Annotated in this window: 12 protein-coding genes; 9 read left to right on the forward strand and 3 right to left on the reverse strand. The window is 72.5% G+C overall.

Annotation, left to right across the window (positions count from 1 at the left end; genetic code table 11):
- Window positions 1-463 (reverse strand): Lrp/AsnC ligand binding domain-containing protein (locus I73_RS14065; protein WP_026096726.1); only part of this gene is annotated, 463 nt, incomplete at its 3' end.
- Window positions 464-567: 104 nt separating this feature from the next.
- On the opposite strand from I73_RS14065, the gene I73_RS14070 reads away from it, so the two are divergent.
- The 8 genes from I73_RS14070 to dsbD all read left to right on the forward strand — a co-directional run bounded on the left by I73_RS14070 (window position 568) and on the right by dsbD (window position 10,201).
- On the forward strand, window positions 568-3,600 hold the full coding sequence (locus tag I73_RS14070; protein ID WP_022981195.1) for an L-glutamate gamma-semialdehyde dehydrogenase: 3,033 nt from the start codon (window positions 568-570) through the stop codon (window positions 3,598-3,600).
- Window positions 3,601-3,793: 193 nt separating this feature from the next.
- On the forward strand, window positions 3,794-4,093 hold the full coding sequence (gene mrtJ, locus I73_RS27990) for a JDVT-CTERM system glutamic-type intramembrane protease (RefSeq protein ID WP_159105885.1): 300 nt from the start codon (window positions 3,794-3,796) through the stop codon (window positions 4,091-4,093).
- A gap of 16 nt (window positions 4,094-4,109) precedes the next feature.
- Window positions 4,110-5,420 (forward strand): choice-of-anchor D domain-containing protein, encoded by a 1,311-nt coding sequence (locus tag I73_RS27995; RefSeq protein WP_022981197.1) that lies wholly within the window; start codon window positions 4,110-4,112, stop codon window positions 5,418-5,420.
- On the forward strand, window positions 5,407-6,000 hold the full coding sequence (locus tag I73_RS14085; protein WP_022981198.1) for a TlpA disulfide reductase family protein: 594 nt from the start codon (window positions 5,407-5,409) through the stop codon (window positions 5,998-6,000). The genes I73_RS27995 and I73_RS14085 overlap by 14 nt, the downstream gene beginning before the upstream one ends.
- Window positions 5,997-6,236 carry a DUF4266 domain-containing protein gene (locus I73_RS14090; RefSeq protein ID WP_051049218.1) on the forward strand — a complete coding sequence of 80 codons (240 nt, stop codon included), beginning with the start codon at window positions 5,997-5,999 and terminating at the stop codon, window positions 6,234-6,236. Before I73_RS14085 ends, I73_RS14090 begins: the two co-directional genes overlap by 4 nt.
- Entirely contained in the window at window positions 6,223-7,374 is a 1,152-nt protein-coding gene (locus tag I73_RS14095) for a DUF3570 domain-containing protein (protein WP_022981200.1), read from the forward strand. Before I73_RS14090 ends, I73_RS14095 begins: the two co-directional genes overlap by 14 nt.
- Window positions 7,344-8,318 carry an FAD:protein FMN transferase gene (locus tag I73_RS28000; RefSeq protein WP_083876749.1) on the forward strand — a complete coding sequence of 325 codons (975 nt, stop codon included), beginning with the start codon at window positions 7,344-7,346 and terminating at the stop codon, window positions 8,316-8,318. The genes I73_RS14095 and I73_RS28000 overlap by 31 nt, the downstream gene beginning before the upstream one ends.
- Window positions 8,315-10,201 (forward strand): protein-disulfide reductase DsbD, encoded by a 1,887-nt coding sequence (gene dsbD / locus I73_RS14105; protein WP_022981202.1) that lies wholly within the window; start codon window positions 8,315-8,317, stop codon window positions 10,199-10,201. The genes I73_RS28000 and dsbD overlap by 4 nt, the downstream gene beginning before the upstream one ends.
- Window positions 10,202-10,205: 4 nt before the next feature.
- Here dsbD and mnmH read toward each other — a convergent pair whose 3' ends face one another.
- Entirely contained in the window at window positions 10,206-11,270 is a 1,065-nt protein-coding gene (gene mnmH / locus I73_RS14110) for a tRNA 2-selenouridine(34) synthase MnmH (protein WP_022981203.1), read from the reverse strand.
- Between the two features lie 87 nt (window positions 11,271-11,357).
- On the opposite strand from mnmH, the gene selD reads away from it, so the two are divergent.
- Window positions 11,358-12,410 carry a selenide, water dikinase SelD gene (selD, locus tag I73_RS14115; RefSeq protein WP_022981204.1) on the forward strand — a complete coding sequence of 351 codons (1,053 nt, stop codon included), beginning with the start codon at window positions 11,358-11,360 and terminating at the stop codon, window positions 12,408-12,410.
- Window positions 12,411-12,422: 12 nt separating this feature from the next.
- Here the strand turns inward: selD and I73_RS14120 are convergent, their stop codons facing one another.
- Complete coding sequence (locus I73_RS14120; protein WP_022981205.1) at window positions 12,423-13,697, reverse strand: Glu/Leu/Phe/Val dehydrogenase; 1,275 nt, start codon at window positions 13,695-13,697, stop codon at window positions 12,423-12,425.
- Between the last annotated feature and the right edge of the window lie 111 nt (window positions 13,698-13,808).

Below are 13,808 nucleotides of genomic sequence, written 5' to 3' on the forward strand. Positions count from 1 at the left end.
TATTTTTCACCTCTTCCATCACCGCGTAGGTGCGGGTTTCGCGCACCCCGGGCAGGGTCCAGATGACATCGCCGACAAAGGTGCGGTAGGCCGCCATGTCGGACACCCGGGTCTTCAAAAGGTAGTCGAAGCCGCCGGCCACCAGATGGCATTCCAGGATTTCCGGGCGCACCTGCACCGCGGCCCGGAAGGCGTCCATCACGTCGTGCACGGTGCGGTCCAGCAGCACCTCCACGAAGACCATCAGCCCGGCGCCCAGCTTGGTCGGATTCAGGCGGGCTTCGTAGCCGAGGATGTAGCCCTCCCGCGTCAGGCGCTTGACCCGCTCCAGCACCGCTGTGGGCGACAGGTGCACCTCCTCGGCCAGCTTGAGGTTGCTGATGCGGCCGTCGCCCTGCAGCACACGCAGGATGCGCAGGTCGATCTTGTCCAGCTCTCTGTCTTGCTCGTTTGTCTCTGACACGGGCTTCATGCCTTCAAAAACTCCAGCGAAACTTAAAAACTCCGAATCTTTGTCGTGAATTGTCGCTTTAAGCTGTGCACTTATCCAGTTGGGTTTCTACTGCCATGCACACCGCCGCCGACCTTCACCTGCCGCCGCAGCAACAGCGCTTGCCATTTCCGTACCAGCCCGAGACCCAGGCCCTGGCGGCCGCACGGGCCCGGCTGGGCGAAGGCCTGGACTGGTCGGCGGTCGTGGCCGTGGCCACGCCCTGGGTCGAGGCCGTCCGGGCCCACCCGGCGCCCTTCTGGGCCATGGAGTCGTTGCTGCGCGAGTACCCCATCTCCCGCCCCGAGGGGCTGGCCCTGATGCGCCTGGCCGAGGCCCTGCTGCGGGTGCCCGACGTGGAGACGGCGGTGGCGCTGACGGCCGACCAACTGGGCCGGGCCGACTTCAGCGCCAACGATGGCAGCGGCGGCATGCTCGCCGGCCTGTCGGCCACCGCGCTGGCCATGTCGCAGAAGTTCCTGCCCGAGGCGGGCGAATCCGGCGGTCTGCTGACCCGGCTGGGCGCCCGCGGCGTGGTGGCGGCCACGGTGCGTGCCATCCAGCTGCTGGGTCGGCAGTTCGTGCTGGGCCGCTCCATCGACGAAGCCCAGGGCGAAGCCGACAAACAGCGCAAGGCCCAGCCGCAGCTGCGCTTTTCCTACGACATGCTGGGCGAGGGCGCCCGCACCGAGGCCGATGCCGAGCGCTACCAGGCCAGCTATCTGAACGCGATCGCCGCCATCGCCCGGCGCCAGGGCGACGCCGCGGTGGGGCCGGAAGGCCGTGACGGCATCTCCATCAAGCTCTCCGCGCTCTTCTCCCGCTACGAGGACGCCCAGCGCGAGCGCGTGCATGCCGAGCTGCTGCCGCGGGTCTGGGCCCTCATCGAGCAGGCCGCCGCGGCCGACATGAACCTCACCATCGACGCCGAGGAGGTGGACCGGCTGGAACTCTCGCTGGAGCTGCTGGACGCCCTGGCCGGTCGCATCGCCGCGGCCCTGCCGCACTGGCGCGGTTTCGGCCTGGCGATGCAGGCCTACCAGAGCCGCGCGCTGTCGGTGGTGGAGGCGGTGGCCGCCATCGCCCGCCGCCACGGGCTGCGCTTCATGGTGCGCCTGGTCAAGGGCGCCTACTGGGACGGCGAGGTCAAGCGCGCCCAGGAGCTGGGCCTGCCGGCCTACCCGGTCTTCACCCGCAAGCCGCACACCGATGTGAACTACCTGGCCTGCGCCCGCGCCCTGCTGGCCCACCGCGATGTCATCTTCCCGCAGTTCGCCGGCCACAACGCCGGCACCATCGCCGCCCTGCTGCAGATGGCCGAGAAGGCCGGCGCGGTGCCCGGGCAGGACTTCGAGCTGCAGCGCCTGCACGGCATGGGCGATGGCGTGTTCCGCGAGGTGCTGAAGGATCCGCGCGTGTCCTGCCGCGTCTACGCCCCGGTGGGCGAGCACCGCGACCTGCTGGCCTACCTGGTGCGCCGCCTGCTGGAGAACGGCGCCAACTCCTCCTTCGTCCACCAGCTGGCCGACCCCGGCGTGGCCCCGGCCGAGCTGCTGCGCTCGCCGCTGCTGGAGGCGCACGACGGTGCCGGCCCGGCCGAGGGCCTGCCGCTGCCGTGCGCGCTGTATGGCGCCGAGCGGCCCAACTCGGCGGGCGCCGACCCCACCTGCCTGCAAAGCCGCCAGCCCCTGGCGGCCGCCATCGCCACGACCCGGGTGGACCCCGTGCCGCTGGCCAGCCAGGCCGACGTGGCCGACGCCATGCAGCGCCTGGCCCAGGGCGGAGCCGACTGGAACCACCGTCCGGTGGACGAGCGCGCGGCCGTGCTGCGCCGCGCCGCTGACGCGCTGGAGGCCCGCCTGCCCGAGTTCTGCGGCCTGCTGGTGAAGGAGGCGCACAAGACCCTGGGTGACGCCATCTCCGAGGTGCGCGAGGCGGTGGACTTCTGCCGCTACTACGCCCAGCAGGCCCAGGCGCGGCTGCAGCCGCAGGAGTTGCCCGGCCCCACCGGCGAGCGCAACACCCTGCGCCTGCACGGCCGCGGCGTCTTCGTCTGCATCAGCCCCTGGAACTTCCCGCTGGCCATCTTCACCGGCCAGGTGGTGGCCGCGCTGGTGGCCGGCAATGCGGTGGCCGCCAAGCCGGCCGAACAGACCCCCGCGGTGGCCGCCCGCATGGTGGCCCTGCTGCACGAGGCCGGCGTGCCGGCCGATGCGCTGGTGCTGCTGCACGGCCCGGGCGAGACGACCGGCGCCGCGCTGGTGGCCCACCCGGCCACGGCCGGCGTGTGCTTCACCGGCTCCACCGCGGTGGCCCGCATCATCAACCGCACGCTGGCCGCCAAGGACGGCCCCATCGTGCCGCTGATCGCCGAGACCGGCGGCCTCAATGCCATGGTGGTGGATTCCACCGCCCTGCCCGAGCAGGTGGTCGATGCGGTGGTGCAAAGCGCCTTCCGCTCGGCCGGCCAGCGCTGCTCGGCCCTGCGCCTGCTGTGCCTGCACGAGGGCGTGGCCGACGGCATCCTGGCCATGCTGCGCGGCGCCATGCTGGAACTGCGCCTGGGCGACCCGGCCGACTGGGCCACCGATGTCGGCCCGGTGATCGACGACGAGGCCTTCCAGAACCTGCAGACCCAGATCGCCCGCCTGCGCCGCGAAGCCACGCTGATCGGCGAGACGCCGCTGCCGGCCGGGGTCGCCGTGCCGCGCCTGGTCGCACCGGTGGCCTTCGAACTCGCCAGCGTGGGCCAGCTGCAGCAGGAGCTGTTCGGCCCGGTGCTGCACGTGGTGCGCTGGTCGGGCGACCCGGCCGCGCTGGTGGCCCAGATCAACGCCCTGGGCTACGGCCTGACCTTCGGCCTGCAGACCCGCATCGACAGCCGGGCCGAACGCCTGGCCGCGCAGGCCCGCATCGGCAACGTCTACGTCAACCGCAACATGATCGGCGCGGTGGTGGGCGTGCAGCCTTTCGGCGGCGAGGGCCTGTCGGGCACCGGCCCCAAGGCCGGCGGGCCGCATTACCTCTACCGCTTCTGCGCCGAGCAGTGCGTGAGCATCAACACCGCGGCGGCCGGCGGCAACGCGGCGCTGCTGGCCGGCGGGCACTGAGCCCGCGCCCCGCGCCGCTCCTGGCACAGGCCGCCTTCGGGCGGCCTTTTTCATTCCAGGGCCTTTCTTAAGGTTTCTGAAGACCCACGGCGCTACAAACTGTTGCTCAATAAATGTGCGATATGCACATTAACAATTTACATTGGACCCCATCGTTGACACGCCAGGGAGGGCGCAGGAGATGGTCGATGCAGTGGCTGCTGGCCTCGCGCTGGGCGCCGCCCCGGTGCTGGAGGAGACCGTCTTCCGGGCCGGGCTGCAGGACGCGCTGCTGCGCCGTGGTGCCTCGGGGGCTGTGAGCGTCCTGCTCACGGCCGGGGCTTTCGCCCTCGCCCATGCGCTGTGGCGGCCCGGCCCCTGGGCCTGGGCCACCGCCCTGCCGGCGCTGCTGTTGGGCGGGGTCTACCTGCGTACCCGCCGCCTCTGGCCCTGCATCGCCCTGCATGCGCTGTTCAACGCCCTCTGGTGGGGCCTGCTGCGCCCCCTGGTCTGATTGTTCAGGAGCCGAGATGACACCTTTCCCTTCCCCCTGCCCTTCGCCGGCCCGCCGCGTTCGACGCGCGGGCGCCCTGGTGGGGCTCACCGTGCTGGCCCCGGTGCCGGCCGCCTGGGCCCAGGACGCGACCCACGGCCAGGCCCTCTACCAGCAGGTCATCGTCACCGGCAACCCCACCTGCGCGGCCTCGGCCTGCCACGGCAGCGCCCCCAGCCGCAACCAGAACAAGATCGCCAACGGCGCCAGCGCCTACACCATCGCCACCGGCATCTCCGGCGTCAGCCAGATGCGCTTTCTGCAGGGCAAGCTCACCCAGTCGGACCTGAACGACCTGGCGGCCTACATCGCCGGCCAGACCGGCCGCACCCCGACCTACTACCCGGTGTCCAGTGCGCCGGCCGTGAGCCTGTCCACCACCAGCGTCGGCTTCGGTTCGGTGACCCTGGGCCTGACCGCCACCCAGACGGTGACGCTGACCAACAGCGGCAATGCCGCCCTCAGCGTCGGCGCGCTCAGCAGCAGCCAGTCGGCCTTCACCGCCGGCAGCAACTGCCCGGCCAGCCTGGCCGCCGGCGCCAACTGCGCGCTCAGCCTGAGCTTCACGCCGGCCCTGGCCGGCTCGTACAGCGGCACGGTCACTCTGCAGACCAATGCCTCCAATTCCCCGCACACCCTCACCGTCAGCGGCACCGGGGCTTCGGCCGCCCTGGCCCAACTGGGCTGGCAAGGGGGGGTGAGCACCCTGGGCTTTGCCGACACCACCGTCGGTCAGACGGCGGCCGGCCAGACCCTCACCCTGGTCAACACCGGCAACGCCTCCGCCACCCTCACCGCGGTGCTGCTCGCCGGCAGCCAGGCGGCCGACTTCACCCTGGCGGGCAGCTGTGCCAGCGGGGTGAGCCTGGCCCCGGGCGCCACCTGCACCGTCACGGTGGGCTTCCAGCCCTCGGTCAGCGGGGCCCGCACCGCCAGCCTGCAGCTCACCACCAGCGATGCCACCAACCCGCCCAATGTGAGCCTGACCGGCACCGGCGTTGCCAGCCCGTCGCCAGCGCCCGCCCCGGCGCCTTCTCCGGCACCCAGTCCGGCACCGACCCCCGCACCGACGCCGGCCCCCACGCCTGCGCCCAGCCCCGCCCCGGCGCCCGCGCCCAGTCCGGCACCCGCCCCGGGCACGGACACCAATGCCGGCGGTGGCGGTTGCAGCATCGGCCGCCCCGACACCCCGCTTGACCCCGTCTGGCCCGCCCTACTGGCGCTGTCCGCCGGGGTGCTGTACCAACGCCGCCGTTCCACAGGAGACCGCACCGATGACACGCCCTGATCTCTTCCCGACGACCGGCCCCGACCAGGGCCGCCGCCGCCAACTGGCCGGTGGACTGAGCCTGGGCCTGGCCGCCCTGTCCCTGCCCTGGCTGGGCCTGAGCCCGGCACGCGCGGCCGAGGGCGGCGAGGCCACGGGCCCCGCCCCCGACTTCGACCTCGCCGGCCCCGCCGGTCGCGTCCAGCTCTCCGCCCTGCGCGGCAAGGTCGTCTACCTGGACTTCTGGGCCTCCTGGTGCGGCCCCTGCCGCCAGTCCTTTCCCTGGATGAACGAGATCCAGGCCAAGCTGGGGCCGCGCGGCCTGCAGGTGGTGGGCGTCAATGTGGACGCCCGCACGCCGGACGCCGAGCGCTTCCTGGCCGAGGTGCCGGCCCACTTCACCGTGGCCTTCGATCCCAAGGGCGAGACGCCCCGGCGCTACGCCATCAAGGGCATGCCCACCAGCGTGCTGATCGGCGCCGACGGCCGCATCCGCTTCGTGCACAGCGGCTTCCGCCCCGAAGACCGCGCCGCGCTGGAGGCCCAGCTGCAGCAGGCGCTGGCGCAGGCCGAGCCCCTGCGTCGGGGAGTCCTGGCATGAAGGAACTCCACTCTGTCGTGCCCATCCGCCGCCTGGCCGGCCTGGGCCTGCTGGCACTGGGCCTGCTGACGGGCTGCGCCGGCCCGCAACCCTGGGAAAAGGGCGACCTCGCGCGCCCGGAGATGCGCCTGGACCGCGATCCGCTGGAGGCCCGCTTTGCCGGCCACGTGACCGCCAGCAAGGAAGCCTCGTCGGGTGGCGAAGGCGTGGGAGGAGGTGGCTGTGGCTGCAACTGAGGACCGCAAGACCGCGTCCGGCTGGGGCCTGATCGCCCTGGCCGCCTGCGCGCTGCCCGGGGTCATGCCCGCCGTGCTGCCCGCCACGGCCCAGGCCGAGGAGGCCCCCGAGCAGGGCGTGGTGGCACTCAAGTACTCCAGCTACGAGGACCACCAGCCGGGGCTCAAGCGCCTGAGCGTGAAATCGCCCTCGGCCTACCTGATGGCCCCGATCGGCCGCGAGTGGTCGGTCGAGGGCTCGGTCACGCACGACGACGTCTCGGGCGCCTCGCCGCGCTACTACACCGACGTCACCGGGGCCAGCCGCATGCACGACGACCGCAAGGCCGGCGACCTGCGCCTGACCCGCTACTTCGAGCGCAGCACGCTGAGCGTGGGGGCCTCGCATTCGGACGAGCACGACTACGTCTCCAACGCCCTCTCGCTGGCCGGCACCGTGGCCAGCGAGGACCACAACACCACCTGGAACTGGGGCGTGGGCGCGGCGCACGACCGCATCAACCCGGTCAACGACCTGGTGGACAACGAGACCCGCCGCACCACCGAATGGCTGCTGGGCATCACCCAGGCCCTGACGCCGCAGGACATCGTCCAGGCCAACCTGACGCTCACGCGCGGCCGCGGCTACTTCAGCGACCCCTACAAGCTGTTCGACGCCCGGCCCCGCCAGCGCAATGCCACCATCGCCCTGGTGCGATGGAACCACTGGTGGTCCGACCTGGGCGTGGCCACCAAGCTGAGCTACCGCTTCTACGACGACAGCTTCGGCATCCGCTCCCACACGGTGGAACTGGCGGCCGACAAGCGCCTGTCCGACACGCTGGTGCTCACGCCCTCGCTGCGCTACTACACCCAGCGTGCCGCGTCCTTCTACTACGACCCGGTGTCCGACCCCAACGTCTACCCGGCGCCCTATGGCACGCCCACCTACAGCAGCACCGACCAGCGCATGTCGGCCTTCGGCGCCCTGGGCCTGGGCCTGAAGCTGGCCTGGCAGTTCGAGCCCGACTGGACGCTGGATGTGAAGGGCGAGCAGTACGAGCAGCGCAGCGACTGGCGCCTGGGCGGGCATGGCTCGCCCGGTGTCGACCCCCTGACGGCCACGCAATGGCAACTCGGGCTGGCGCGGCGCTTCTGACCCGGCAGTCCCCACGCCGTCCGCAGCCGCGGGCGGACGTGGAGACGGGCTGGCTGGTGGAGTTCACCGCCATGGCCTCGCCCTGTCGCATCCGCCTGGCCGGCGTGGCCGACGAGGCCCAGGCGCTGGCGCAGGCCGCGGTGGACGAGGTGCGCCGCATCGAGCAGCGCTACTCGCGCTACCGGAGCGACAGCATCGTCTCGCGCATCAATGCGGCGGCCGGCAGCGGCCGGCCGGTGCCGGTGGATGCCGAGACCGCCCAGCTGCTGGACTTCGCCGACCTGCTTTACCGCCAGAGCGAGGGCCGCTTCGACCTCAGCTCGGGCGTGCTGCGCCAGGCCTGGGATTTCAAGGCGGCACGCGTGCCTTCCGAAACCGAGCTGGTCCGCTGCCGCGAGCGCATCGGCTGGGACCGCGTGGTCTGGACCGGCGAGGCCATCGCCCTGCCTCGGGCCGGCATGGAGATCGATTTCGGCGGCATCGGCAAGGAGTACGCGGTGGACCGCGCCGCCACCCTGCTGCTGGAGGCCGGGGTGCGCAGCGGCCTGGTCAACCTGGGCGGGGACCTGCGGGTGCTGGGGCCCCACCCCGACGGCCGGCCCTGGCGCCTGGGCGTGGCCCACCCGCGCGCGCCCGGCGCGGTCGCGCTGGAGTGGGCGGTGCACGACGGCGCCCTGGCCACCAGCGGCGACTACGAGCGCTACTTCGAGCAGGATGGCCGGCGCTACTGCCACATCCTGGACCCGCGCACCGGCTGGCCGGTGTCGCACTGGCAGTCGGTCACGGTGGCCGCGCCGTCCTGCCTGGCGGCCGGCGCCCTGAGCACCCTGGCCATGCTGGCCGGGCCGCAGGCACCGGCCTTTCTGCAATCCCAGGGCGTGGCCTACGCCGCCCTGGACCCCCGGGGCGAACTGGTCGCGCCCGGCCTGGAGCCTTCCACATGACGCGCTTCTCTTCCTTCCTGCGCCGGACGCTGGCGCTGCTGGCCGCCGCCACGCTGGGGCTGCCCCTGCTGCCCGCGCAGGCCGACGACTTCCTGGACCCGGCCCAGGCCTTCCCGCTGCAGGTGCAGGTCAGCGCCGGGGGGCGGGCGCTGAACCTCCACTGGGCGGTGACGCCGGGCTACCACCTCTACCGCGAGCGGCTGGCGGTGCGCGCGGCCGATGCCGCCGTCACGCTGGGCCCGCTGGCCCTGCCGCCCGGCCAGCGCCAGTACGACGCCAACCTGCAGAAGGAGGTCGAGATCTACGCCCAGCCGATCGACGCCACGCTGCCGGTGCAGGCCGGCGCCGGGCGCTGGCGGATCGAGGTGGACAGCCAGGGCTGCGCCGACGCCGGCCTGTGCTACCCGCCTCAGACCCAGACCCTGCTGCTGCAGGCTGATGCCGGCGGCCTGCGCCAGGTCAGCCTGCTGGCCGACGATGCGCCCGCAGCGACAGGTGCCGCGAGCGCGGTGGTGCAGGCTCAGGCCATGAGCCCGGCCGGAGCGGCCGAGGCCGGCAGCGGCGTGGAGCGCGCGCTGCGCTCGGGCAGCCTGCTGAGCATCGCCGGCGTGTTCCTGCTGGCCGGCCTGCTGCTGTCCTTCACGCCCTGCGTGCTGCCGATGGTGCCCATCCTGTCCTCCATCATCGTCGGCCAGGCGGGCGCCGGGCAGCCACCCTCGCGGGCCCGGGGCCTGGCCCTGTCGCTGGCCTACAGCCTGGGCATGGCCCTGGTCTATACCGCGCTGGGCGTGGCCGCGGGCCTGCTGGGCGAGGGCCTGGCCGCCTACCTGCAGAAGCCGGCGGTGCTGGCCGCCTTTGCCGGGCTGTTGGTGCTGCTGGCGCTGTCCATGTTCGGTTTCTACGAACTGCAGCTGCCGCAGGCCTGGCAGTCGCGCATGGTCGGGGCCTCCACCCGCCTGCCGGGCGGGCGCCTGGGCGGTGTGTTCCTGATGGGCGGCCTGTCGGCGCTGATCGTCGGCCCCTGCGTGGCCGCGCCGCTGGCCGGGGCCCTGGTCTACATCGGCCAGACCCGCGACGTGCTGTTGGGCGGCGCGGCGCTGTTCAGCCTGGCCGCGGGCATGAGCGTGCCGCTGCTGCTGGTGGGCCTGTCCGCCGGCTCGCTGCTGCCGCGTGCCGGGGCCTGGATGGAACAGGTCAAGCGCTTCTTCGGCGTGCTGCTGCTGGCGGTGGCGCTGTGGATGGTCTCGCCCGTGCTGCCGGCCTGGGGCGTGATGGGCGGCTGGGCGCTGCTCCTGATCTGCGTGGCGGTGGGCCTGCGTGCCTTCGACGGCCTGGCGCCCCAGGCCCGCTGGCCGCAGCACCTGGGCAAGGGCCTGGGCATGGTGCTGGCCCTGGTGGGGGCGGCCCAGCTGGTGGGCGCTCTCTCGGGCGGGCGCGACGCCCTGCAGCCCCTGGCCCACCTGGTGGCACTGCGCCAGGCCGTGGCCGCGCCGGGCGCGGTGGCCACCACGGGTGCAGAAGCCCCGCGCTTCCAGACCGTGGCGGACCTGGCCGCGCTGGAACAGGCGGTGGCCCGCAGCGACCGGCCGGTACTGCTGGATGTCTCGGCCGACTGGTGCACGGCCTGCGGCGAGATGGAGCGCCTGACCTTCCGCGACCCGGCGGTGCAGGCCCGCATGGGCCGCATGACCCTGCTGCGGGCCGATGTGACGGCCAACAGCGCGGCCGACCGGGCCCTGCTCAAGCGCTTCGGCCTGTTCGGCCCGCCGGGCATCGTCTTCTTCGCCCCCCGCGGTGGCGAGCGCACCGATGCCCGGGTGGTGGGCTATGTCGAGGCCGCGGCCTTCGCCCGCCACCTCGACAGCCTGCTGCCGGGAGCCTGAGGGCTCAGGCGCCGTCGCCGCCCAGGGCCCGCAGTGCGGGTCCCAGGGCCGCGATGGCCTCGGCGGTCAGCCGCTCGGTCGGCAGGGCCTGCGCCGTCTGCAGCTGCAGGAAGTTGCCGCGCTGCGAGCGGGCATAGGCCGGGTCGTAGTGCTCGCGCATCAGGGCTTCGAACAGCGGGGCCAGTTCGCCGGCGCGGGCCCAGGCCTGCCAGCGCGCCAGGGTCTCGTTGGCCAGCAGGCCGTGCAGCCGGCCCAGGGTCTGGGCCAGGGCCTCGCCGTCGGCGCCCAGGTAGGCGTAGTCGCGCAGCAGGTATTCCAGCCGCGCGGCCAGCGGGGCCTCCACCGTGATGCAGGGGCTCTGCCGCAGCCGCTCCACCAGGGCATTGGGCAGGGCGATGCGGCCGATCTTGCGGCTCTCGGCCTCGACGAACACCGGCCGCGCCAGGTCGAAGCCGGCCAGGGCCTGGGCCAGCCGGGTCTCGAAGGCCTTCTGCGAGGGCTGTTCCACCCCGGGCATGGCGCCCAGCACCGAGCCCTTGTGGGCCGCCAGGCCCTCCAGGTCCAGCACCTGGGCGCCGGCCTGGGCCGCGGCCTGCAGGATGGCCGTCTTGGCGCTGCCCGTGGGGCCGCACAGCACCCGCAGGGGCAGACGCGGGGCCAGGGTGTCGATGCGCTCGATCACCTGGCTGCGCCAGGTCTTGTAGCCGCCGCGCAGCTGCACGGCGGACCAGCCCACCATGCGCAGCCAGGTCACCATGGCGCCGCTGCGCAGGCCGCCGCGCCAGCAGTAGACCAGCGGCCGCCAGTCCGAGGGCTTGTCGGCCAGCGGGCCACGCAGATGGCGCGCCAGGTTGGCCGCCACCATGGCCGCGCCCACGCGCCGGGCCTCGAAGGCGCCGACCTGCTTGTAGAGCGTGCCGACGATGCGGCGCTCCTCGTTGTCCAGCACCGGGCAGTTGATGGCGCCGGGGATGGCGTCCTCGGCGAACTCGGCCGGCGAGCGGGCGTCGATCACCGCGTCGTACTGCCCCAGCTCGTCCAGGCCCACCGGTTCATGGGGAAAGGGCATGCGCCCTTGCATGGTCATGGCCGCGGCCCCCGGCGGCACAATGGCGCCTTGGTTTGCGCCGCATCGCGGCAGGACAGGATTTCCGGCATGGACACGCCCATTCAACTCACCCGTTTCTCGCATGGTGGCGGCTGCGGCTGCAAGATTGCACCCGGGGTGCTCTCCGACATCCTGTCGCGCACCGCGCCCGGGGTGATCCCGTCCGAGCTGATGGTCGGGATCGAGACCAGCGACGACGCGGCCGTCTGGCGCCTGAACGACGAGCAGGCGCTGGTGGCCACCACCGATTTCTTCACCCCGATTGTCGACGACCCGCGCGACTTCGGCCGCATCGCGGCCACCAACGCGCTGTCGGACGTCTATGCCATGGGGGGGCGGCCCATCCTGGCGCTGGCCATCGTCGGCATGCCGCTGGACAAGCTGCCGCTGGAGGTGATCGGCCAGATCCTGGAGGGCGGCGCCAGCGTCTGCCGCGAGGCCGGTGTGCCCATCGCCGGGGGCCACTCCATCGATGTGCTGGAGCCCATCTACGGCCTGGTGGCCCTGGGCCTGGTGCACCCGAAGCGGGTGCGCCGCAATGCCGACGCCCAGGCCGGCGATGTGCTGGTGCTGGGCAAGCCGCTGGGCGTGGGCGTGCTTTCGGCCGCGCTGAAGAAGGGCCGGCTCAATGCTGCCGGCTATGCGCAGATGGTGCACTACACCACCCTGCTCAACCGCGTGGGCAGCGAGCTGGCGCAGCTCGACGACGTGCATGCGATGACCGATGTCACCGGCTTCGGCCTGGCGGGCCACCTGCTGGAGATCTGCCGCGGCTCGAAGCTGCAGGCCACGGTGGACTGGGCACAGGTGCCGCTGATCGAGGGCGTGGCCGCGCTGGCGCAGGAGGGCGTGGCCACCGGCGCCTCCGGCCGCAACTGGGCCGGCTATGGGGCGCAGGTGACGGTGGCCGGCGGGGCCGAGATGGCCCCCTGGCAGCGCACGCTGCTGACCGATCCGCAGACCAGCGGCGGTCTGCTGGTCAGCTGCGCGCCGGCCGAACTGGACCGGGTGCTGTCGGCCTTCCACGGCAGCGGCTTTGGCGACGCCGCCGTGGTGGGTTCGCTGCAGGCCGGCACGCCCGGTCTGGTCGTGCAGGCCTGAGCGGTCTGGCGATCAGGGATAGAGGCCGCGCTCGCGCCGGGCTTCGAGGATGCGCTCGCAGGCCACCGCGAAGGTGGCGGTGCGCAGCGTGATCCGGTGCTGGTCGGCCACGTCCCAGATGCGCTTGAGGGCGCCAACCATGATCTTGTCCAGCCGCAGGTTGATCTCGTCCTCGGTCCAGAAGAACGAGCTGAAATCCTGCACCCACTCGAAGTAGGACACGGTCACGCCACCGGCGTTGCAGATCACGTCGGGCACCACCAGCACGCCGCGGTCGGCCAGGATGTCGTCGGCGGACGGCAGCGTCGGGCCGTTGGCGCCTTCCAGCACCAGCTTGGCCTTCAGGCGGCGGGCCCGGTCGGCGGTGATCTGGCCTTCCAGCGCGGCCGGGATCATGATCTCGCAGTCGGTGTCCCAGAACTCCTCGTTGCCCAGGCGCTCGCCGCCGGGGAAGCCGGCGACGCCGCCATGCTGCTTCAGCCAGGGCAGCAGCGCCGCCATGTCCAGGCCGTGGGCGTTGTAGATGGCACCGGTGTGGTCCTGGGCGGCGACGATCTTGGCGCCGGCCTGGGCGAACAGCTCCATGGCCGAGCCGCCCACATTGCCGGTGCCCTGCACCGCGACGCGCGCGCCGTTGAGGTCCAGGCCCATGCGGCGGGCCGCCTCACGGCCGGTGACGAACACGCCGCGGCCGGTGGCCTTGACGCGACCCAGCGAGCCGCCCAGGTGGATGGGCTTGCCGGTGACCACGCCGGTGGCGGTGGCGCCGGTGTTCATCGAGTACGTGTCCATCATCCACGCCATGATCTGCGGGTTGGTGTTCACGTCCGGTGCCGGGATGTCCTGTTGCGGGCCGATGATGATGCCGATCTCGCTGGTGTAGCGGCGCGTCATGCGCTCCAGCTCCTTGATCGACAGCTGCTTCGGGTCCACGCGGATGCCGCCCTTGGCGCCGCCGTAGGGCAGGTTGACCGCGGCGTTCTTGATGCTCATCCAGGCCGACAGCGCCATCACCTCTTCCAGCGTGACGTCCGGGTGGTAGCGCACGCCGCCCTTGCCGGGGCCGCGCGAGAGGTTGTGCTGCACGCGGTAGCCCTCGAAGTGGGCGATGGTGCCGTTGTCCAGCTCGATCGGGATGTCCACGATCAGCGCGCGCTTGGGGCGCTTGAGGGTGTCGGCCCAGCGGGACAGCTCGCCCAGGTAGGGCAGCACGCGGTCCACTTGCGACAGGTAGGTGGTCCAGGGGCTCTCGGGCGAGGGGTGGACGTAGGAAAGCTCGGCGGTCATGTGAAAAGTCTCCATCGTGTTGGATGCGACGCGCGGGGCTGGCCTTGTGAGCGGCCCCGCACCGCATGGTGGCGCACTGTAGGCGGTCCGTGAGGCCTTGTGGGGCCTGGG

The organism is Ideonella sp. B508-1, assembly GCF_000333615.1.
Taxonomy (GTDB): Bacteria; Pseudomonadota; Gammaproteobacteria; order Burkholderiales; family Burkholderiaceae_C; genus Ideonella.

Coding starts and splice junctions, on each gene's coding strand:
- I73_RS14070 (WP_022981195.1), top strand. CDS start 568: ATGCACACCGCCGCCGACCTTCACCTGCCGCCGCAGCAACAGCGCTTG.
- I73_RS27995 (WP_022981197.1), top strand. CDS start 4,110: ATGACACCTTTCCCTTCCCCCTGCCCTTCGCCGGCCCGCCGCGTTCGA.
- I73_RS14085 (WP_022981198.1), top strand. CDS start 5,407: ATGACACGCCCTGATCTCTTCCCGACGACCGGCCCCGACCAGGGCCGC.
- I73_RS14090 (WP_051049218.1), top strand. CDS start 5,997: ATGAAGGAACTCCACTCTGTCGTGCCCATCCGCCGCCTGGCCGGCCTG.
- I73_RS28000 (WP_083876749.1), top strand. CDS start 7,344: ATGGCAACTCGGGCTGGCGCGGCGCTTCTGACCCGGCAGTCCCCACGC.
- dsbD (WP_022981202.1), top strand. CDS start 8,315: ATGACGCGCTTCTCTTCCTTCCTGCGCCGGACGCTGGCGCTGCTGGCC.
- mnmH (WP_022981203.1), bottom strand. CDS start 11,270: ATGCCCTTTCCCCATGAACCGGTGGGCCTGGACGAGCTGGGGCAGTAC.
- selD (WP_022981204.1), top strand. CDS start 11,358: ATGGACACGCCCATTCAACTCACCCGTTTCTCGCATGGTGGCGGCTGC.
- I73_RS14120 (WP_022981205.1), bottom strand. CDS start 13,697: ATGACCGCCGAGCTTTCCTACGTCCACCCCTCGCCCGAGAGCCCCTGG.